At 39.7% G+C, this 20,949-nt stretch carries 22 protein-coding genes and 1 pseudogene; 15 read left to right on the top strand and 8 right to left on the bottom strand.

The genetic code is table 11. From position 1 onward, the window contains the following. Nucleotides 1-46 precede the first annotated feature (46 nt). The 8 genes from atpB to WA249_RS11820 all read left to right on the top strand — a co-directional run bounded on the left by atpB (nucleotide 47) and on the right by WA249_RS11820 (nucleotide 6,710). On the top strand, nucleotides 47-922 hold the full coding sequence (gene atpB, locus WA249_RS11855) for a F0F1 ATP synthase subunit A (RefSeq protein WP_016139578.1): 876 nt from the start codon (nucleotides 47-49) through the stop codon (nucleotides 920-922). Nucleotides 923-1,006: 84 nt separating this feature from the next. Beyond that, complete coding sequence (atpE, locus tag WA249_RS11850; RefSeq protein ID WP_000424060.1) at nucleotides 1,007-1,252, top strand: F0F1 ATP synthase subunit C; 246 nt, start codon at nucleotides 1,007-1,009, stop codon at nucleotides 1,250-1,252. Between the two features lie 38 nt (nucleotides 1,253-1,290). Further along, a complete protein-coding gene (locus WA249_RS11845; protein ID WP_016139577.1) occupies nucleotides 1,291-1,761 on the top strand; it encodes a F0F1 ATP synthase subunit B in 471 nt (156 codons plus the stop codon). 12 nt (nucleotides 1,762-1,773) lie between these two features. Continuing rightward, nucleotides 1,774-2,310 (top strand): F0F1 ATP synthase subunit delta, encoded by a 537-nt coding sequence (locus WA249_RS11840; RefSeq protein ID WP_336168923.1) that lies wholly within the window; start codon nucleotides 1,774-1,776, stop codon nucleotides 2,308-2,310. A gap of 46 nt (nucleotides 2,311-2,356) precedes the next feature. Beyond that, entirely contained in the window at nucleotides 2,357-3,901 is a 1,545-nt protein-coding gene (gene atpA, locus WA249_RS11835; RefSeq protein WP_004640548.1) for a F0F1 ATP synthase subunit alpha, read from the top strand. A 77-nt stretch (nucleotides 3,902-3,978) separates the two neighbouring features. Further along, nucleotides 3,979-4,848 (top strand): F0F1 ATP synthase subunit gamma, encoded by an 870-nt coding sequence (atpG, locus tag WA249_RS11830; protein ID WP_003655530.1) that lies wholly within the window; start codon nucleotides 3,979-3,981, stop codon nucleotides 4,846-4,848. A gap of 30 nt (nucleotides 4,849-4,878) precedes the next feature. Next, nucleotides 4,879-6,273: a F0F1 ATP synthase subunit beta gene (atpD, locus tag WA249_RS11825; protein WP_003655528.1), complete on the top strand. Its 1,395-nt coding sequence runs from the start codon at nucleotides 4,879-4,881 to the stop codon at nucleotides 6,271-6,273. A gap of 17 nt (nucleotides 6,274-6,290) precedes the next feature. Beyond that, on the top strand, nucleotides 6,291-6,710 hold the full coding sequence (locus WA249_RS11820; RefSeq protein WP_003655525.1) for a F0F1 ATP synthase subunit epsilon: 420 nt from the start codon (nucleotides 6,291-6,293) through the stop codon (nucleotides 6,708-6,710). Between the two features lie 65 nt (nucleotides 6,711-6,775). On the opposite strand, the gene WA249_RS11815 is transcribed toward WA249_RS11820, so the two are convergent. The 4 genes from WA249_RS11815 to WA249_RS11800 form a co-directional block, all read right to left on the bottom strand. Then, on the bottom strand, nucleotides 6,776-7,372 hold the full coding sequence (locus WA249_RS11815) for a hypothetical protein (protein ID WP_336168920.1): 597 nt from the start codon (nucleotides 7,370-7,372) through the stop codon (nucleotides 6,776-6,778). Nucleotides 7,373-7,513: 141 nt separating this feature from the next. Continuing rightward, nucleotides 7,514-8,059 carry a glutathione peroxidase gene (locus WA249_RS11810; RefSeq protein WP_336168919.1) on the bottom strand — a complete coding sequence of 182 codons (546 nt, stop codon included), beginning with the start codon at nucleotides 8,057-8,059 and terminating at the stop codon, nucleotides 7,514-7,516. A gap of 121 nt (nucleotides 8,060-8,180) precedes the next feature. Continuing rightward, on the bottom strand, nucleotides 8,181-8,945 hold the full coding sequence (locus WA249_RS11805; RefSeq protein ID WP_336168918.1) for an AraC family transcriptional regulator: 765 nt from the start codon (nucleotides 8,943-8,945) through the stop codon (nucleotides 8,181-8,183). 21 nt (nucleotides 8,946-8,966) lie between these two features. After that, nucleotides 8,967-10,181, bottom strand: coding sequence for an MFS transporter (locus WA249_RS11800; protein ID WP_336168917.1), 1,215 nt, complete (start codon nucleotides 10,179-10,181; stop codon nucleotides 8,967-8,969). 135 nt (nucleotides 10,182-10,316) lie between these two features. Between WA249_RS11800 and WA249_RS11795 the strand changes: the two genes are divergently transcribed. Together WA249_RS11795 and WA249_RS11790 are read left to right on the top strand one after the other, a co-directional pair. Then, nucleotides 10,317-10,970, top strand: coding sequence for a TetR/AcrR family transcriptional regulator (locus tag WA249_RS11795; protein ID WP_336168915.1), 654 nt, complete (start codon nucleotides 10,317-10,319; stop codon nucleotides 10,968-10,970). A 112-nt stretch (nucleotides 10,971-11,082) separates the two neighbouring features. Further along, the gene (locus WA249_RS11790; RefSeq protein WP_336168913.1) at nucleotides 11,083-12,003 is read left to right on the top strand and encodes a DMT family transporter; all 921 of its coding nucleotides are present in this window, start codon (nucleotides 11,083-11,085) and stop codon (nucleotides 12,001-12,003) included. Nucleotides 12,004-12,393: 390 nt separating this feature from the next. Here WA249_RS11790 and WA249_RS11785 read toward each other — a convergent pair whose 3' ends face one another. The 3 genes from WA249_RS11785 to WA249_RS11775 are packed head-to-tail and all read right to left on the bottom strand — an operon-like array spanning nucleotide 12,394 to nucleotide 15,321. Continuing rightward, nucleotides 12,394-12,963 (bottom strand): L-threonylcarbamoyladenylate synthase, encoded by a 570-nt coding sequence (locus tag WA249_RS11785; protein WP_336168912.1) that lies wholly within the window; start codon nucleotides 12,961-12,963, stop codon nucleotides 12,394-12,396. Nucleotides 12,964-13,012: 49 nt separating this feature from the next. Beyond that, nucleotides 13,013-14,146, bottom strand: coding sequence for a DNA-processing protein DprA (dprA, locus tag WA249_RS11780; protein ID WP_336168910.1), 1,134 nt, complete (start codon nucleotides 14,144-14,146; stop codon nucleotides 13,013-13,015). A 20-nt stretch (nucleotides 14,147-14,166) separates the two neighbouring features. Beyond that, a complete protein-coding gene (locus WA249_RS11775; RefSeq protein WP_336168909.1) occupies nucleotides 14,167-15,321 on the bottom strand; it encodes a LysM peptidoglycan-binding domain-containing protein in 1,155 nt (384 codons plus the stop codon). 122 nt (nucleotides 15,322-15,443) lie between these two features. Here WA249_RS11775 and def point away from each other — a divergent pair, with 122 nt between their 5' ends. The 4 genes from def (at nucleotide 15,444) to WA249_RS11755 (ending at nucleotide 18,891) form a co-directional block, all read left to right on the top strand. Then, nucleotides 15,444-15,974, top strand: coding sequence for a peptide deformylase (gene def / locus WA249_RS11770; RefSeq protein ID WP_336168907.1), 531 nt, complete (start codon nucleotides 15,444-15,446; stop codon nucleotides 15,972-15,974). A gap of 43 nt (nucleotides 15,975-16,017) precedes the next feature. Continuing rightward, the gene (locus WA249_RS11765) at nucleotides 16,018-16,443 is read left to right on the top strand and encodes a DUF2946 family protein (RefSeq protein ID WP_005309169.1); all 426 of its coding nucleotides are present in this window, start codon (nucleotides 16,018-16,020) and stop codon (nucleotides 16,441-16,443) included. Nucleotides 16,444-16,515: 72 nt separating this feature from the next. After that, the gene (locus tag WA249_RS11760; RefSeq protein WP_336168905.1) at nucleotides 16,516-18,630 is read left to right on the top strand and encodes a TonB-dependent copper receptor; all 2,115 of its coding nucleotides are present in this window, start codon (nucleotides 16,516-16,518) and stop codon (nucleotides 18,628-18,630) included. Between the two features lie 54 nt (nucleotides 18,631-18,684). After that, a complete protein-coding gene (locus WA249_RS11755; protein ID WP_049838257.1) occupies nucleotides 18,685-18,891 on the top strand; it encodes a hypothetical protein in 207 nt (68 codons plus the stop codon). Between the two features lie 67 nt (nucleotides 18,892-18,958). On the opposite strand, the gene WA249_RS11750 is transcribed toward WA249_RS11755, so the two are convergent. Next, on the bottom strand, nucleotides 18,959-20,173 hold the full coding sequence (locus WA249_RS11750) for an oxygenase MpaB family protein (protein WP_336168902.1): 1,215 nt from the start codon (nucleotides 20,171-20,173) through the stop codon (nucleotides 18,959-18,961). 88 nt (nucleotides 20,174-20,261) lie between these two features. Here WA249_RS11750 and WA249_RS11745 point away from each other — a divergent pair. Next, nucleotides 20,262-20,832: pseudogene (locus WA249_RS11745) on the top strand (TetR/AcrR family transcriptional regulator). The last annotated feature ends 117 nt before the right edge of the window (nucleotides 20,833-20,949 follow it).

The following is a 20,949-nucleotide window of genomic DNA, read 5'->3' as shown; positions in this document are numbered from 1 at the left end:
TTCGTAACCCTTCTTTTTAGTAATTGACATTGACCAGGTGTGATTTATGGCTGCTGAAGAACATGCCCTCACTTCGACAGAGTATATCAAGCATCACTTGACCAATATGACCTATGGCAAAATGCCAGATGGTACATGGAAATTGGCTGAGACTGCTGAAGAAGCTCATTCGATGGGGTTCACTGCAATTCACTTGGATTCAATGGGTTGGTCAATTGGCCTTGGTGTTATTTTCTGTTTGTTATTCTGGATTGTTGCGAAAACTGCAAAAGCAGGTGTTCCAACTAAATTCCAGTCAGCAATTGAAATGATCATTGAGTTTGTTGACTCAAGTGTCCGTGATACTTTTCATGGCAAATCGCGTTTAATTGCTCCACTTGCTCTCACTATTTTTGTGTGGATTTTCCTCATGAACTTAATGGACTTGATTCCAGTTGACTGGATTCCTCAAGTTGCAGCATTTGTAGGTGCAAACGTATTTGGTATGAATCCTCACCACGTTTACTTCAAGATTGTTCCATCTACAGATCCAAACATTACCTTAGGTATGTCTTTATCTGTATTTGTACTTATCTTGTTCTACAGCATCCGCGAAAAGGGTGTTAGTGGTTTCGTTGGCGAGTTGGCACTTAACCCATTTAACCCAAGTAATCCAGTTGCAAAAGCGTTGCTTATTCCAGTGAACTTGATTTTGGAATTGGTAACATTCCTTGCTCGTCCTATTTCATTAGCTCTCCGACTATTCGGTAACATGTATGCTGGTGAGCTGATCTTTATCCTAATTGCTTTATTGCCGTTTTGGATTCAATGGGCGTTATCTGTGCCTTGGGCGATCTTCCACATTCTTGTAATCACGTTGCAGGCATTCATCTTTATGATGCTTACCATCGTTTACTTGAGCATGGCAAGCGAAAAACATTAATGGTATTGCCTAACTATCAAACGATGGTTGGGCTGAATTTTTTTAATTTAATTTGGTAATAACCTAACCTCTGAGGAATTTTTCATGGAACTCACTTTAGGTCTAGTTGCAATTGCATCTGCTATCTTGATCGCTTTCGGTGCTTTAGGTACTGCGATTGGTTTTGGTCTTTTGGGTGGTCGCTTTCTAGAAGCTGTAGCTCGTCAACCAGAATTGGCTCCACAACTTCAAACTCGTATGTTCTTAATCGCGGGTCTTCTTGATGCTGTGCCTATGATCGGTGTTGGTATTGGCTTGTTCTTCATCTTCGCTAATCCATTTGTAGGTTAATCATCTTAATTCCTAAATCCACTATTTGAGGAATTGCAATGAATATCAACCTCACATTGATTGGTCAAGCGATTGCGTTTGCATGCTTTGTTGCATTCTGCATGAAGTTTGTTTGGCCACCACTAATCAATGCGATTAGTGAGCGTCAGCGTAAAATTGCTGATGGCTTAAATGCAGCAGAAAAAGCGAAAGCTGACCTTGCCGATGCACAATCGCAAGTAAAGCAAGAACTTGATGCAGCTAAAGCACAAGCGGCTCAATTGATCGAACAAGCGAACCGTCGTGCAGCACAATTGATCGAAGAAGCGCGTACTCAAGCTGCGGCTGAAGGTGAGCGTATTCGTCAACAGGCTAAAGAAGCTGTTGATCAAGATATCAATTCTGCTCGCGAAGAATTACGTCAACAAGTAGCTGCTTTGGCAGTAACTGGCGCAGAAAAAATCCTGAACCAGCAAGTTGACGCAGAAGCTCATAATGCCATGCTGTCTCAGCTGGCTGCTAAACTTTAAGAGAGGCGAATCATGGCTGAACTCTTGACGTTGGCACGTCCGTATGCCAAAGCAGCATTTGCTTATGCTTCTGAGCAAGGTGCAACAGACAATTGGTCGAATGCGTTACAAGTGCTCAGTGCTGCGGTGCAAGACGAAGCATTTTCCGCTTATTTAAATCGCCCTGAACTTACTCCTGTGGAGCAAGTGAAGCTTTTTGCTAAAGTTTTAGGTGAAGGTCAATCTCAAGCAGTGTCTAACTTTTTGACACTTCTTGCAGATAACGATCGTTTAATGTTGTTACCTGAAATTGAAGCAGAATATGAACAGCTTAAATCACAGAATAACAACAATGTGGATGTCGTGATTGAATCGGCTTTCCCATTAACTGCTGAACAAGAGCAATTGTTGAAATCTGCTTTAGAAAAGCGTTTCAATAGTACTGTAACTGTTTTAGTTGAAGTTAAACCTGAGCTTATTGCAGGTGTTGTAATTCGTGCAGGCGATCAAGTGATAGATGATTCTGCGCTTAACAAGCTTGAAAAAATGCGTACTCGTCTTCTTGCATAATGCAAATGATGAAGACTGAACTAATAAAAGATTGAGGAATAGCGCAATGCAACAACTGAATCCATCCGAGATCAGTGCGCTCATTAAACAGCGTATCAGCGATCTGGACACCAGCGCGACCGCTAAAAATGAAGGTACCATTGTTATGGTATCCGACGGTATCGTGCGCATTCACGGTCTTGCTGATGCAATGTACGGTGAAATGATCGAATTTGACGGCGGCTTATTTGGTATGGCACTGAACCTAGAACAGGATTCAGTGGGTGCCGTTGTCTTAGGTAACTACTTAAGCCTTCAAGAAGGTCAAAAAGCTCGTTGTACAGGTCGTGTACTTGAAGTTCCAGTTGGTCCGGAACTTCTTGGCCGTGTTGTCGACGCTTTGGGTAACCCAATTGATGGTAAAGGCCCAATTGATGCAAAATTAACTGATGCTGTTGAAAAAGTAGCACCAGGCGTAATTTGGCGTCAGTCTGTAGACGAACCTGTTCAAACTGGTTATAAATCAGTTGATACCATGATTCCTGTGGGTCGTGGTCAGCGTGAGTTGATTATTGGTGACCGTCAAACTGGTAAAACAGCGATGGCGATCGATGCGATTATCGCTCAGAAAAATTCTGGCATTAAATGTGTATACGTTGCGATTGGTCAAAAACAATCAACAATTGCAAACGTTGTACGTAAGCTAGAAGAAACTGGCGCTATGGCGTATACAACTGTTGTCGCTGCTGCGGCTGCTGATCCTGCTGCAATGCAGTACTTAGCTCCGTACTCTGGCTGTACAATGGGTGAATACTTCCGTGATCGCGGTGAAGACGCTCTTATTATCTATGATGATTTGTCTAAGCAAGCAGTTGCTTACCGTCAAATTTCATTGCTTTTACGTCGTCCACCAGGTCGTGAAGCGTATCCGGGTGACGTATTCTATCTTCACTCACGTCTTCTTGAACGTGCTTCTCGTGTATCTGCTGACTACGTTGAGAAATTCACTAATGGCGCAGTAACTGGTAAAACTGGTTCTTTAACTGCATTGCCAATTATTGAAACTCAAGCAGGTGACGTATCTGCATTCGTACCAACGAACGTAATTTCGATTACTGACGGTCAGATCTTCTTAGAAACATCATTATTCAACGCAGGTATTCGTCCTGCTGTGAACGCGGGTATCTCTGTATCTCGTGTTGGTGGTTCTGCTCAAACTAAGATCATCAAAAAGTTGTCTGGTGGTATCCGTACTGCTTTAGCACAATACCGTGAATTGGCTGCGTTTGCTCAGTTCGCTTCTGACCTTGATGAAGCAACTCGTAAACAACTTGAACATGGTCAACGTGTAACTGAGTTAATGAAGCAAAAGCAATATGCTCCTTACTCAATTGCTGACCAAGCTGTTTCTGTTTATGCATCTAACGAAGGCTATATGTCTGACGTAGAAGTTAAGAAAATCGTAGACTTTGATGCTGCGTTAATTTCTTACTTCCGCTCAGAATATGCTCCGTTGATGAAACAGATCGATGAAACTGGTGATTACAACAAAGACATCGAAGCAGCAATCAAAGCAGGTATTGAAAGCTTTAAAGCGACTCAAACTTACTAAGTTCAGTTTTAGTTAAGTTTGGTTCACGGATCAACCTTCGGAAGCTCGAAAGAGCTTTCGAATACTAGGTTAAGCGTATGGCAAATTTAAAAGAAATTCGCGCCAAAGTAGCTAGTATCAAGAGCACGCAAAAGATTACTCGCGCGATGCAAATGGTAGCTGCTTCTAAAATGCGTCGTGCGCAAGAGCGCATGGCTCAGGGCCGTCCGTATGCCGATAATATGCGCCGTGTAATTGCTCACTTAGTCCAAGCAAACCCTGAATACAAACACCGTTATATGGTTGATCGCCCAGTTAAGCGCGTTGGCTATATCGTAGTGTCTTCAGATCGTGGTTTGGCAGGTGGCTTGAACATTAACTTGTTCAAGAAAGTTGTGCAGCATGTCAAAGCACAACAACAGCAGTCAATTGAAGTTGAATTTGCTTTAATTGGTCAAAAAGCGGTTTCGTTTTTTAAGAATTACGGCGGTAAAGTGCTTGGTGCAACTACCCAACTTGGCGATGCGCCGAGTTTGGAACAGTTAACTGGCTCAGTTCAAGTTATGCTTGATGCATTTGATAAGGGCGAATTAGATCGTATCTACCTCGTATCAAATGGCTTCATTAATGCGATGACTCAGCAGCCTAAAGTAGAACAACTTGTTCCTTTAGCACCAGCAGAAGAAGGCGATGATCTCAACCGTACTTATGGTTGGGACTATATCTACGAACCAGAAGCAGAACAATTGTTAAATGGTTTGTTGGTTCGCTATATCGAGTCTATGGTTTATCAAGGTGTGATTGAAAACGTTGCATGTGAGCAGTCAGCTCGTATGGTCGCGATGAAAGCAGCGACAGACAACGCAGGACAACTTATTAAAGACCTACAACTCATTTACAACAAGCTGCGTCAAGCCGCGATTACTCAGGAAATTTCTGAGATCGTTGGCGGTGCCGCTGCCGTTTAACATTATTAAGTTTGAATTGAGGAGACAGCAATGAGTAGCGGTCGTATCATTCAGATCATCGGCGCGGTTATCGACGTCGAGTTTGAGCGCAATAGCGTTCCTAAGATCTATGACGCTCTCCAAGTTGACGGTACTGAAACTACATTAGAAGTTCAGCAACAGCTTGGCGATGGTGTTGTTCGTACCATCGCAATGGGTTCTACAGAAGGTCTTAAACGTGGCCTTAATGTAACTAGCACAAATGCACCGATTTCTGTTCCAGTAGGTCCAGCTACGCTTGGTCGTATCATGGACGTTTTGGGTCGCCCAATTGATGAAGCTGGTCCAGTTGCAACTGAAGAACGTTTGCCAATTCACCGTCAAGCGCCTTCTTATGCTGAACAAGCTGCTTCTACTGACCTTTTAGAAACTGGTATTAAAGTAATTGACTTACTTTGCCCGTTTGCAAAAGGTGGTAAAGTTGGTTTATTCGGTGGTGCTGGTGTTGGTAAAACCGTTAACATGATGGAGTTGATCAACAACATCGCGAAAGCTCACTCAGGTTTATCTGTGTTTGCTGGTGTTGGTGAGCGTACTCGTGAAGGTAACGACTTCTATCACGAGATGAAAGATTCTAACGTTCTTGACAAAGTAGCAATGGTCTACGGTCAGATGAATGAGCCACCAGGTAACCGTTTACGCGTAGCGTTAACTGGTTTGACTATGGCTGAATACTTCCGTGATCAAAAAGACGAAAATGGTAAAGGTCGTGACGTATTATTATTCGTCGACAACATCTACCGTTATACACTTGCAGGTACTGAAGTATCAGCATTGTTAGGTCGTATGCCATCTGCGGTAGGTTACCAACCTACACTTGCAGAAGAAATGGGTGTTCTTCAAGAGCGTATTACGTCTACTAAATCTGGTTCGATCACATCGATCCAAGCAGTATACGTACCTGCCGATGACTTAACAGATCCATCGCCTGCAACTACATTTGCTCACTTAGATGCAACAGTAGTATTGAGCCGTGACATCGCATCTTCTGGTATCTATCCAGCGATCGATCCACTTGACTCAACTTCACGTCAGTTAGACCCATTAGTTGTTGGTCAAGAGCATTATGAAATTGCACGTTCTGTACAGAACATTTTGCAACGTTATAAAGAGCTTAAAGACATCATCGCAATCTTGGGTATGGATGAGTTAGCTGAAGAAGATAAATTGGTTGTTTACCGTGCGCGTAAAATCCAACGTTTCTTCTCTCAACCATTCCACGTAGCTGAAGTGTTTACTGGTGCTCCTGGTAAATTAGTATCGCTTAAAGAAACGATTCGTGGCTTTAAAGGTCTATTAGCTGGTGAATACGATCACATCCCAGAACAAGCGTTCTATATGGTTGGTGGTATTGACGAAGTGATTGCTAAAGCTGAGAAACTCTAATTTAAGGAGATCATCTCATGGCGACTATGCAATGTGATGTCGTAAGTGTTAAAGAGTCTATTTACTCTGGCGCAGTAACGATGTTAATCGCGAAAGGTGCTGGTGGTGAGCTTGGTATTTTGCCAGGACACGCTCCACTCGTAACCTTGCTTCAACCGGGCCCGATTCGTGTTCAGTTGGAAAATGGTACAGAAGAAATCGTCTATGTATCTGGCGGTGTTTTAGAAGTTCAACCTCATGTTGTGACGGTTCTTGCAGATACTGCAATCCGTGCAGACAATTTGGATGAAGCTGCAATTTTAGAAGCGCGTAAAAATGCTGAACAATTGCTTGCGAACCAAAAGAGTGATTTGGACTCAGCTGCTGCATTGGCATCTCTATCAGAGATTTCAGGTCAGCTTGAAACTATCCGTAAGATGAAGAACCGCGCATTATAATTTGTGCAGTGTTCATCAAAAAAAAGCCACCGTAAGGTGGCTTTTTTTATGATATGGTTTTTAGATTAAGAGTCAGTTTTTGAATCTGATTTTTCATCTCCAGCCATAATCATAGCTGCGAGTTTAACCATATCCATTTGAATGGTATTCAACTGTTTTTCAATTTTATCAAAATTGATTTGATCTAATTTCCCGTTTAATAACGGCATACTAAGAGCTTGTTGATTGGCCTGTAATAAACTTTGGCGAATATTCTCAATTTCCTGACTTTTGATATCCAAAGTGAGAAGAGCTTGATTTAAACCTTGTAATTGCTGTTTTAAAGTTGCAACAGTTGTTTTTAATTCATTTTGATCTTTATCTTGAATTGCTTGTTCAACGTCAAGTTGAGTATCTTTAAGTTGTTCAACATAATCTCCAGCTTTAAGCTGTAAATTAGCAGCATCTCGAACCATATAGAAAATATTGCCGCTTTTAAGTTCATTTTTGCTCTGAGCAATATCTGAATCTTGTCTTTCAGTAGCTTGATCAGATGCCTGCTCAGTTATTTCAGTATTTTCTTGTTCAGTAGCATGGTCTTGTGCCTGATCACACCCGAGTAAAAGCATGCCTGAGGCAAAAATTACAAAAGGAAGAAATGCACCCTGTAAAACTTTTTTCATAACTACAAACAACATCAAATAAAGCAAAAGGTACTATAGGCATAAAATATGGAGAAAGATTGTATTTTTGCAAACAAACAACACTTTGACCAGATAATAAAAAAGAGCGTTTTATACGCTCTTTTTCACGTTTTTAAAACGTTATTTTGCCAATTCTGCTTCAACTGCTTTAACGATTTGTTCATCATCTGCAGTTATGTTTGGAGCAAAGCGAGCCACTACTTCACCATTCTTATTAATCAAGAATTTTTCAAAGTTCCATAAAACTTCTGGAGCTGGATTAGTTGGAATACCTAAACCTTCCAAACGCTCACGGAACGGACCTTCACCAGCACGTTCTGGTTGAGCGGCTGTCAAAGTTTCATAGAGAGGGTGTTTATCTTCACCTACAACAGATACTTTAGAAAATAAAGGGAAGTGAACATCATAATTTAATGAACAGAATTGCTGAATTTCTTCATCTGAACCTGGTTCTTGCTCTTTAAAATTGTTTGCAGGAAAACCTAAAATTTCAAGGCCTTGATCTTTTTTTGCTTGATAAAGCTTTTCTAAACCTTCGTATTGTGGAGTTAAACCACATTTAGAAGCAGTATTTACAATAAGTAAAACCTTGCCTTTATATTGTTCAAGGTCAACCGTTTCGCCTGAAATAGCTTTTACTGGAATGTGATATACAGATTGTGTCATGAGTATTTCCTAAAGATTTTAATTGATATCAAGTAACGCATTTGTTTTAACTGCTATTGAGGGGTAGTGCAATAATATTCGTGTTCAAAAAAAGAAAAAGTTTTTAAAGATAAACTGAATTTTAGTTATTTCTAATTTGTATAGGCGTTTGCCCAGTATAACGTTTAAAAAACTCGATAAAACTTGAGCTATGTTGATAGCCTAAATCATATGCTAAACGCTTAATGGGTGTCCCTTGGCGAATCTGATGAATAGCATAAATAATTTTGGCTCGGTTACGCCATTCCGACAACGAAAGCTGAAGCTCTTGTTGGCTCAAACGTAATAAGTGGCGATCACTGACCGAGAAATTTTGAAGCAACTGCTGTAAAGAGTGATCAAAAAGTAATGGGTCTGAGAGTTTTTCTAGTATAGGCAATAAAACAGGATGGCGTGTTTGCGGTAAATAATGTGAATATGCAGGGGCTTGTTTGAGTTGATCGAATAAAACTTGTAAAAGATGTTCTAAATATTCAGGTTTTTCGATTTGTTTTTGCTGTTCGAGAATTTGTAAAACTAAGATACGCAGAAAAGGTTGAATACTAAAGCATCGACAGATATCTCCTAAAATAGAACAGAGGCTAGGGTGTAGTCGAATACAGATATAGTGAATTTCGTGGTCGATATGAGTGGATTGATGAACAGTTTGAGGTGGAATCCAAAGTCCATAACTAGGTGGAGATAGATATAGCTGTTCTTCCACCTGCATTTCTAAAATGCCATTTAGGCTGAAATTAAAATCACCCCATAAGGAAGCATGAGGACGAACGATATCTTCTTTTTGATATAGAAATTCATGAACTTCTATACTGTCCAATAAAGAAAATTGTTGGTCCTCATTTTTCATTTATATGCTCTGACTCATATTTTAATTTTCACAAGTGGCTTTAGGATTGTTTAAGCCCTTTGCTAAGGTAAATGTACTTACGAGCGCTAAAGCCACAAAGCTTAATACACCATAAATTAAAGTATTTTCATTGAAATGATCAACAACATATCCACCTAATAATGAACCTATCGCAATCATGACCTGAAACATACCTACAAAAAGAGGCATACCTTTTTCAACTGCATTTGGTGCATGTACAAACATCCAGATATTTGCTGAGGTAGGGAAAGCACCAAATGCGAATCCCCATAAAGCTGTTAAGACAATAGCACCAAATTCATGAATGGCAAAAAGTGGGAATCCAAAAAATACAATGGCAAAACAAGCACTAACAAAGGCAAGCGTATATCGTACATTCAAATTACCGCTATATCCGGCAAACGCATTTCCGAAAATACCTGCAATTCCATAGAGCAATAATAAGGAACTAATCGTTGTACCATTAAAGCCTGCAATATTTTTGAAGAAAGGTGCTAAATAGCTATATGCACAAAAATGAGCGAGGCCGATAAGTAAAACAATCACCATGCCACTACGTGCTTTAGGCGTGCGTAACAATGCTGGTAAGTCCCTCAGATGGATTGGCGAGTCTGGAACAAGTTTAGGTAAAAAGATTAATTGTAAGATTAAAACAATTAAGCCAATTCCTGCTGTAATTCCAAAAGCACTGCGCCAGCCATAAAATTCACTTAACCATGTTCCAATAGGAACCCCTAAAACTGTCGCAAAAGTTACACCTGCCATCACTACAGCGGTTGCTTTAGCGATAGGAAGATGTGAGGGAGCTAATTTCCCACTTAAAGCAATTGCTGTTGCCCAGAACCCCCCAATCGAAATTCCTAAAATTAAGCGACTGAGCAATAAAATATTGAAGTTTTCGGCAAAGGCTGTAATGGTATTGGCAATAACCATAATTGCTGTGAGTAAAATGAGTACATAACGCCGATCAAGTTGTTTCACAGAAACAGGTAATAGAGGGGCGGCAATTGCTGCCATAATGCCGGGTACAGTAATAATAAGACCTGCTGTACCTACAGAAATATTTAAATCTGTTGCAACACTATTTAAAACACCAACAGGTAAAAATTCACTTGTTACTAATGCGAATGCTGCAATCGCAACGGCCAAAATGGCAAACCAGCTCCCTTGAGGGGAGGCCGTGGGTCGCGCTTTAGATATAGAAGATTGGTCCATAAGAAATCCTGACTTGGCTAAATTTGAAGTGAAGAAAGGCAATTTTTTAATTAACTAACGATCATTATGAAAATAAAATAGTTGATAATAAATCGAACGTCAATTAATTTAATAACGATTGTTATAAAAATAGATGTGATCTTTATGACAAATAGGCATGAAATGAATTTAGCTGTTGCAGAAGACGCGCTGAAAAAAAAGCGTGGACGCCCTAAATGCTTTGATGAACAACAGGTTTTGCAAAAAGCAATGTTGCTCTTTTGGGAGCATGGTTATGAAGCAACGTCTATTAGTGATTTAACCCAGGCTTTGGAAATTACGGCACCAAGCTTGTACAGTACTTTTGGCGACAAAGAAGGACTGTTTTACAGAAGTGTTGATTACTATTTAGCTCATGAAGGATGTCCGATTGACACAATATTTGTAGAAGCAAAAACTGCAAAAATTGCTGTTGAGTTATATCTTTATGACATTGTTAAAAGATTGGTTCAGCCGAATAAGCCAGCAGGTTGTATGGTGGTTGTTGCTGCTATGAATTGCTCTGATGCAACTCAAGATGTACAGCAAAACCTATTAGATAAGCGCATAAAGACAAAAGAAAAATTATTAAAACGCCTTCAGCAAGGTGTAGAGCAGGGTGATTTATCTTCTCATGCACCTTTACAGGAAATGACAGATTTTTATACCACTGTCATTCAAGGGCTTACTATTCAAGCTAGAGATGGTGCGAGTAGTGAGCAATTACATAAAGTGGTAGGGCATGCCGTGAAAGCTTGGGCATTATTTTAGATTCTAGAAAAAAGATGATGTCTTAAGTTCAATATCAATGTCGAAAATACGATATTTCAATTTATTAAGACATTCTTCAAAATAAAATCTCTTTTGTAGATGGTGTATTGCTATGAGTCAGGTCATGAAATATCACAAATGGGCATTTATATTTCCCATTTTGGCAGTACTGATTTGGTCTTTAAATATTGTAGTCACCCGCTATGTCTCAGACTATATCTCTCCGGTAAGTATCAGTTTTTATCGCTGGTTAATCGCATTTATTATTTTAACCCCATTTATGCTGTTACCCGTTTGGAAACAGCGACATCTAGTAAAACCATATCTGCCTAAGCTTGCAGTTTTAAGTGCATTTGGAATGGTGCTTTATCAAGGACTTGCTTATACGGCTGCCCATTATACCAGTGCAACCAATATGGGAATTGTGAATGCATTTATCCCTATTTTTACGATCTTTGTTTCGCTTGCGATTTTAAAAGATGTGCCTAATCGATTTGCAGTTTTTGGCAGCATTTTATCTTTCGCAGGTTTGCTATATGTCATGTCCCAAGGAAATATTAGCCACTTATTAAATGGTGGTGGACATCTTGGCGATGCATTAATGATTATTGCTGTGTTCTTCTATGCATTTTATGGGGTTTTCCTTAAAAAATGGCAGTTGCCTCTCCCAATCATGACGAGCTTATATGTCCAGATTGGTTTTTCTGTTGTGTTTCATCTGCCTTTAATTTTTTGGTTCGGGCTAGATGCTTTAAATGCACAAAATGCGCCAAGTGCTATTTATGCAGGTGTATTTGCTTCACTCATTGCACCGTTAGTTTGGATGTTAGCTGTTCAACAATTGGGTCCCAATAGAACAAGTATTTTTATGAACTTGGTTCCCGTTTTTACAGCAGTTATTGCAAGCATTTGGTTATCTGAGCAATGGACCATCTATCACACAATAGGTGGAATCATTATTTTAATTGGTATCATTATGGCTCAAAAGAAGGTCATTCCTAAAAAGAGCGACCTAATGCAAGAGCAAAACTAAAGTCGTTAAAAAAACTATGGCATATTTTGAAAAAAACTGATGAAAATATGCCATTTTTTTCTTAGTTAAAGTTTTTCTATATGATTTATAAATAGTTTATAAGAATAGGTTGAAATATAAATATTAAAAAAGCCGAGTAAAAATATTAATATAATTTTAATTTATAAGCGAAAATTCGTAAATTCCCTACACTTTTCATGCTTTTTTTAGAGAAATAATATATTTCTCTCATTTGATCTCTTACTACATAATGGCGACCATTACGAAAGACATGCTTTTTTTGCAAATTATCTTTCGTTGCAGAGATATCCAAACCCTCTGGATGCGGTAATACCCATCCTTTTTTATGCTCAGTTATCCCTATATAACTGAGCTTTTTTTTGTCTGAAATTAGGCGCGAATAATATCTCCAGTGAGAGCATTAATAATTCTACTTGGCTGCTGACTTTGGCCTAAATCACCATTGAGATAGTTTAATTGTGAACCAAAGTATTGGCAGGCATCTTGTAGTGAATGAGCAGGTTCTTGCCCACTTGGGTTAGCACTCGTCGAGACAATAAAACCATGAAAAGCATTGCATAATGCCACACACAAAGGATGTGTAGTGACTCGAACAGCAACAAGTGGATGTTCACCTTTAATCCAAGAAGGAATGTGTTCGCCAGCAGGCAATAGCCAAGTTGTAGCTCTTTCAGAAGGTTGATGATTCGTCCAACAATCAATAATTTCTTGTTGGGTTGTTTGAGGTAGAGAAGTTAGTAGGTGCTCAACTTGGCTAATATGACCTGCTAATAAAATCACTCCCTTTTCAATAGGCCTTTGCTTTAACTCAAGAATTTTTTGAAAAGCTTGTTGGTTAAAAGGGTCGCAACCTAACCCCCAAACTGCCTCAGTTGGATATGCCAAAACTTGACCTTGTTGTAAACATTCGGCTGCTTCGGTAACTGAGGTGGTAATCATGGTAATACTCTTCCTTTCAATCAAACAGAATTGCTATTGCGCTCCAGCACTAAGAGCGACAACGTAAATACAGCCCTGATTGTTGCATACATAAACCAAGTAGTTCTAGTTCCATGAGTGAAGAGGTGAGTTCTGCCACAGGTTGAGAGTGGTGTATGATAAGCTGATCAATATTTTGTCCGACCCAGTCTAAAGACTGATAAAGGTTAATCAAATGTTCAGGAATTTCTGGGGCACAAGAAACCACGACCTCTTCAGTTGAGTTTTGTTGCTGACTTTGCCATTGAGTAGGTAAAGCAAGATCTTCAATAATCTGCTCAGGATGATCAACTAAAATGGCTCCTTCACGAATAAGCTGATGGCAGCCCTGATGAAACTCACTGTAAATATGACCAGGAATGGCAAATACGGTTTTACCTTGCTCAGCAGCTTTGTTCGCAGTAATGAGAGAACCACTTTTTAAAGTAGCTTCTACCACTAACACACCTAAACTCAGACCACTGACAATTCGGTTCCTACGAGGAAAATGTTGCTGTAATGGTGGCGTACCCGGCAAAAACTCAGTAATGATGGCGCCGTTTTGAGCCAAGATCTGTTCTGCAAGTTTTTTATTTTGAGCAGGGTAGGTAGTATCTAAACCTGTTCCCGTTACTGCAATCGTACGTTGATGTGCTGAAGCTCCTTGGTGAGCAGCTTCGTCAATCCCATATGCCAAGCCACTACTTACATAAAATCCTTTTTCACTTAAATAATAGGCAAAATCATAAGCAACCTGACGACCATGCGGGCTTGGTTTTCGGCTACCTACAATAGCAACTTGTGGTTGCAACAAGGCTTGAGCTTGGCCTTTTCCAAAAATGATGGGTGGATGGTCTGTATAAGGTAGTAATTGCGTAGGATAGCCAGTATCATCTGAGGTTAAAATAAAGTCAGTATGTTGCTGGATCTGCTCAACCAGTTTTTCAAACTGAGCTTGACCCTGAGCAGTTTGAAATTCATCTACACGTTTTAAGTGGTTAGCATGTAATCCGAGATTGCGCCATTGGGACAATCCAGCAGGTTGAACTGCCTTTTCACAGCTACCAAAATAATCGACAATTTTTTTGAAACTAACTAAAGAGTGCTGCACCAAATACCACACTTTAAGCGTGTGGTAATGGTGTGAAGAAAGTTGAATAAGCATTGTAAAGAGTATATCCAGCGTTAATCATCAAAACGAGGTGGCTGAATACTTGAACCTACTTTAATAGGTAAGTCACTTTCTAATACATAGGCATAGCTAAGCTGATCAAAGGTTCTAAAAACCATCAGACTACCAATTTGTTGTCCAGGTAACTGTATTGGTTCTTTGGTTTTAGGATCTCGAATGGTTTCACCTTTTTGGGTAATATCAAAAACTTGTCCTACCTGAATCCCTTGAGCCGTACCTCGGTTTAAGGTCACCACACTATTTTTGGCGGCGCTACCAATTGAACCCATTACACGAATGATCTTGCCGGCATCTGTAACTTGTTGGGCATCTACTGGATAAAATAAAGTAGGCAGTGTTGCTTCTTCTTCTGGCATAACCCGATCGCCACGACGTACTTCGGAATCGTAGCTATCCGTTAACTCAAGCGTTGTTATGTCTTTTTCAGAAGAGATCGCAATCCCTGAGGCAACTTGTTGTAGTTCAATACCTAGGCTGTGCTTTTTACCTTTACTGTCTGTGAAATAGTAAGGTTCACCTTCACGGTAGACTGCATAACGTTGGCCATTCACTAAACCTTGTCCACGCGCATAAATAGTTTGGCCTTTTGCCGCAAGCACACGTTGATCAGCAGTTCCCACTATATAAGGGGTATGTTCAATTGCATCGGCTGGCAAAATTGTGCTGTGTTCTAACCACTGTTTGATATGTTCAAGTGGAATAACAGGTACGTTGTCGTTAAGCGATTCCACACGAACTTGAGGTTGCAAGTTTGTCATTTGGCCTGTGTAGCGACGAATAATGCCAATACAACCATCTCCCTCATCCTTACCGATCAATGGTCGACCAGCTAAACTGCATAACAATAATCGGTCACCAGGATAAATCCAGTGTGGATTTTTGACATGCTGATTATTTGCCCAGATTTCTGGCCAGCGCCAAGGTTTACTCAGGAAATGACCGGAAATATCCCATAGCGTATCTCCTCGTTTAACAACGTAGACATGTGGCGCATTACTTTTAAGCGAGGGTGGATTATGGTTTGGACTAGTAGCATGAACCTCTGCTACTGTACCCATTGCAACCCCTGTAAAAAGTGCGAAAGCAAGTAAATGCTTTTTTATCCCCAAAGCATGAAATTCAACCATGCCGTTAAAAACCTTTTTCATTATGATAATTCCTAAAAATTATGCGTGCAGATGCGTTATAATAGGCGGCTAACACACAATTTTTCGATGAAGTATTTCCTTCATTTGGTTTTTCAATCAATGGCATAAGTGAGGACGTCAGTATGGCCTTATTACCTATTTTAAGTTTTCCTGATTCCCGTCTTCGTACCATTGCTAAGCCTGTTGAAGAAGTTACTGATGAAATTCGTCAACTTGCAGCAGATATGCTTGAAACCATGTATGCCGCACCAGGTATTGGTTTAGCAGCTTCACAAGTAGATCGTCATATTCAGTTAATCGTTATAGATTTGTCTGAAGCTAAAGATGAACCCTTGGTTTTTATTAACCCCAAAATCACTCCACTGACAGAAGATAAGCAGCAGTACGAAGAAGGCTGCCTATCGGTGCCACAAATATACGACAAAGTTGAGCGCCCGTCACGTGTGAAAATTGAGGCAATTAACCTTGAAGGTCAAGCATTTGAGATAGAAGCTGATGGACTTCTCGCTGTTTGTATCCAACATGAAATGGATCACTTAAATGGCAAATTATTTGTGGATTATTTGTCGCCACTTAAACGTCAACGTGCTCGAGAAAAAGTCGAAAAAGTTGTTCGTCAACGTGAGCGTGAAAAAGTTGCAGTAAAACGTTAAAAATTTCTATTCTTGAAACATTAATATAGTGTGGATGTGATTTTTGGTTTTTCGTAGTGGTTTACTGCTTGCATGTGCAGCAGTATTTTTACAGGTCGCGGTATTTCTACAGCCGCTTTTACCGAAGCAATATCAAATTGCTCCGGTCTGTGAAACTATTACTCGTGCTTTGCTTAAACCCAAAGCGCAAATGGAAACCATGTCACATACCATGCATTCACATCATGAACATCATATTGAACAGGCACAAGCTTCTGGGCAACATGATCATCATGATGCAAATCACCAGTGTCAATATTGTACCGTCTATGCCAATCTGGTTTTACCACCTGAATTTGGTGTAAAAGAAGTTTTAGTCCGCATACAAGTCCGCTTAGTTGCCTATCAACAAGCATTTCGACATGTTTACTTTGCGCTACAGCGACTTTTCCTACTCCCTCAAGGGCGCGCACCGCCTCTATTTGCATAAATAAAAGCAATTTTTTGTTGGGGTCTTAACTGACTTCAATATCACTTTATTTATGTTTTAGAGCGTATAAAAATGCCACATTCTAAATTCTTATTACAACCTCTATGGGTTGCGATGCTTGCTGTCTCTCATTCGGGTCTAGTTTTTGCTGATTCAGAAAGAAATGATGCTGATACCAAAACACTTCACTCATTAGCACCTATTGTTGTTACAGCACAACAAGGTAACGATGCAAATGGTTTGATTGTACATGCAGACCCGAAGCAGCCCATTCAGCCAGTACCTGCTACAGATGGGGCAGACTATCTACAAAGTATTATGGGTTTCAACTCAATACAAAGCGGTGGAACAAATGGTGATGTGACATTCCGAGGCATGTTTGGTTCACGCATCAAAATTCTAACGGATGGTACAGAAAACTTAGGTGCCTGCCCAAACCGTATGGATGCTCCAACTTCTTATATTTCACCAGAAAGTTATGACCGTATTTCTGTCATTAAGGGTCCACAAACGGTTCAATATGCCAACACGGGTTCGGCAGCTACTGTTCTTTTTGAACGTCAGCCTGAGAAACTGACCTCTGAAAAACCTTATCGTGGACAAGCGAGTGTCTTGCTAGGTTCATATGGACGTATTGACCATAATGTTGAAGCGGCAATTGGTGATGAAAAGAAATATATCCGTTTAAATGCCAACCGTTCAGAGTCAAATAGTTATCAAGATGGTGATGGCAATACCGTGCCGTCAGCATGGAAAAAATGGAATGCTGATGTAGCATTGGGTTTCACTCCAGATGAAGACACTTGGATCGAACTCACGGGTGGGAAATCTGATGGTGAATCGCTTTATGCTGGACGTTCAATGGACGGATCTCAGTTTGCGCGTGAAAGCTTAGGTCTGCGGTTCGAAAAGAAAAACATCACTGATGTTATTAAGAAAATTGAAGGGCAGGTGAACTACAGCTATAACGACCATATTATGGACAACTTTAGCTTACGTACTCCGCCATTAGTTGAGATGAATCATGGTGGTATGACCATGTTGATGCCGAACGCGATGGCGATGCAAGTAACGCGCCGTACACTAAACTCGCGCTTAGCCATGACTTCTGAATGGAATAAGTGGAGTTTAATTACAGGTGTAGATTCTCAATTCAATAAACATGGCGGTAGCATGTCATCGCCAAATATGCCCTCTATGAATATTCCATATCGTCAAGATATGCGTTTTCAATCATATGGTGCTTTTGGTGAACTTGGTTATCAATGGAATGATCTCAACAAACTGGTTACAGGTGTGCGTTTAGATCGAGTCACAGTTGAGGATGAGCGTGCCGACTCTCAAGCACAAGGTTTTAACACCAAACTTGAAAAGACTTTACCAAGTGCATTTGTACGCTGGGAAAACCAACATCCTGAGCATGACCTAAAAAGCTATATCGGTTTAGGTTATGTAGAGCGTATGCCTGATTATTGGGAGCTTTTCTCGCCTAAACACGGTAATGCTGGCTCAACCAATACTTTTAACGGTGTGAATCCTGAGAAAACATTACAGTTGGATATGGGCTTCCAGCAGCAACATGGTGCTTTAAATACATGGGCTTCTGCTTATGCAGGCTTAGTAGATGACTACATTTTAATGAGTTACCACCATCATCCAAGTATGGGAATGGATGGGCATGACATGAGCCATGATATTACTGCGGGTGCCAAAAATGTCGATGCAACCATCGCAGGCGCGGAAGCTGGTATTGGATATCAATTTACCGACCATATTCAGGCAGATTTGAGTGCGATGTATGCATGGGGTAAAAACACCACTGATGACAAACCGCTACCTCAAATTTCCCCTTTAGAAGGTCGTTTAAATATTCGCTATGTGGCTGATAAATATAACTTCGGTCTGTTGTGGCGAGCTGTTGCTGAGCAAAACCGTGTGAGTCTCCATCAAGGTAACATCGTGGGGTATGACCTCAAATCAAGTAAAGGTTTTTCAACTCTTTCTTTAAACGGAAGTTACAACCTTCGTAAAGATATTGATGTCTCTGTTGGTGTCGATAACGTATTAGATAAAACCTATACCGAACACTTAAATAAAGCCGGTAGTGCAGGCTTTGGATTTGCGAGCGAAGAGCAGTTTAACAATATTGGAAGAAATTACTGGGTTCGTATGAGCATGAAGTTTTAATAAGCTATAGCGAATGAAATGAACTGAAAATATTAATTGAATGAGAGAAATGAAATGACAAATAAATTATCGCCTGAACAATCGTGGTGGGGATGGAAGTCACTTATTGTGGCTTGTATCTTGAGCTTATTGTTTATGATTATTTTTTACTTGGCGATCAACAATGAGCCTGACTACATGCCAAGTCAAAAAAATAAGCAAATGATGGAGACACCTGAGCAAATGAATCACGCTGAAATGCATAGTTCATCGTCTCAATAAGCATCTTAATATTTGAAAAAGGAAGTCTGGTTAACAGGCTTCCTTTTTTATTTTTAGGTTTAGAAAATTATTGATGCATACTCGCCAATTTTTTTGCCTTACCTTGATTCTGATAAAGCGTTAAGCCAAGCTTTTGTATATTGCGACCTGATTTGGATAAAAAAATTTCAACTTTTGGTGAAAGCTTTGCCCCACTATAAAGTAATGAATTACGCACAATTAGATAATAAGCAAACCATGAGGCAGACTGCGGAGGCAATCCGAGTAGTTTCATTCTTTTCTTGCCAATAAAAAATTGGGTAAGTTCTAAATGTTGTCGGTAAGCAAGCTTCTGCTGCAAAGAGCGTAAATGTAGATATTTTCTCTCAAAAGGCTCTTTAGATAAGCTTGAACCTAATTCAACACTGCTGTGATCGGAGCGAGGATGAGCAAACTGCATCCAGTAAAGTAACCGCCAACCTTCGGATTCAGATTGAATAAGCCATTTTTCATCAATACCCATCAACCAGCCAACATAGCGCCAAAAATGTAAAAAACTCTTAGCTTCTTGTTTCGTTGGCCATACACCTAAAGCTCTAATACCGAGTAAAACTACACTGCTAAAAGCTAAATTAGTCATTGCTAAATCAAATTGATTAAGTGGAATTCCCCAAATTTCACTATCCCAACGATCAGACTTTTTTAATTGTCGGCGAACAAGTGCATGAATAAAGCGAACATAAATCGTTGACGTGAAACCTGAGCTTAAAAGAGAAAGCCCCTGAGGTTCAGTAATATCAACCCACCATTTTGTAGTTTCTGCTAAACGAGTACCCGCCTGTTTCTTTAATGCGCCCGTTAAAATTAGGGGCTGATTAAATCCCGGATATAAGTATCCTGCCATTAAAGATAAATCTCTAAGAATAAAACCATTATTTATTCCTAAACGATGAGTAAATTTAATAGCCTCATCAATTTGGCGCTGGTCTAACCATTGAGGCTTTTGTTCAATGTAATTAAAGAAATTCTCTAACTCTGTAGGTACTGGCTCAAATAGGTTATCGCGGCCTTGAAATAATATCTTCTCAAAAATCATGCGATGATCTTTGGGATTTTGCATAATCCAATCAATCACCTTATCCATTTCAACGTCCCCTTCACAAAGAGCACGTTGTAAAGATACATATTCTGTATAGTTCGGTTGAGCTGGTTTTTCGCAACAGATATTTAAAAACTGAGTAAAGAAATTACTGTCTTGCATGTCATTAAAAGAAGCAAGTCGAGTCGGGCTAATCGTTTGCATATCGTTACTTACTTATTGAACTGAATAACAAATAGGCTAATATGAATAATTATTCGCATTCAATTCGCATTTAAAGAATAAAAAACTGATGAGAAAAGCCCCACAGCAACAGCGTTCAAAAATTATTGTTGACCATATTTTAGAGGCGACACAACACTGTATTGCCCAATATGGGTTACTACATACCACGACTCCTAAAATTGCAGAAAAATCTGGAGTAAGTGTAGGTTCGATTTACCAATACTTTGAGAATAAAGATCAAATCATAGAAGAACTATTACGCCGTAAAAGCGAACTATTGGGAAATCAACTCAAAGAACTGGTTATGCAGCAGGGAAATATTCCTTTAGACCTGCTCATCCCCTTAGCGATAGAGTTAGGGTTTAATGCATTAAAAGCCGATCATGGTTTTTTTATAGAGGTACTGAAACATTGGCATAACTATAGCCATTCGCAAGCTGCTCAGATTTTAGAAAAGCATTTTTTTGAAGTCGGGCTATATACATTTAGTAGAAATCCTCATCAGTGGGACTTCGAACAGGTGAAGCATAAATCCTTTGTAATTATTAATAGTACGCTTTTTACAATGATGAGATATGTGAGTCAGAACAATTTTCTTATATCAGAACAACAACTTAAGCGCGAATTGTCGAGCATGATACTGGCTTATTTAGATCAAAAATAAATAATTAAAATAATTATTGATATAAAACAATATGTTAATGTGGTGTTTGATTCAAAAGTGAACGCTCAAGTCATAAGTTTCTAATTTTCGC

The sequence above is a fragment of the Acinetobacter sp. 161(2023) genome (genome assembly GCF_037027805.1).
GTDB lineage: Bacteria > Pseudomonadota > Gammaproteobacteria > Pseudomonadales > Moraxellaceae > Acinetobacter.
This window is presented reverse-complemented; position numbering and strand designations above follow the sequence as displayed.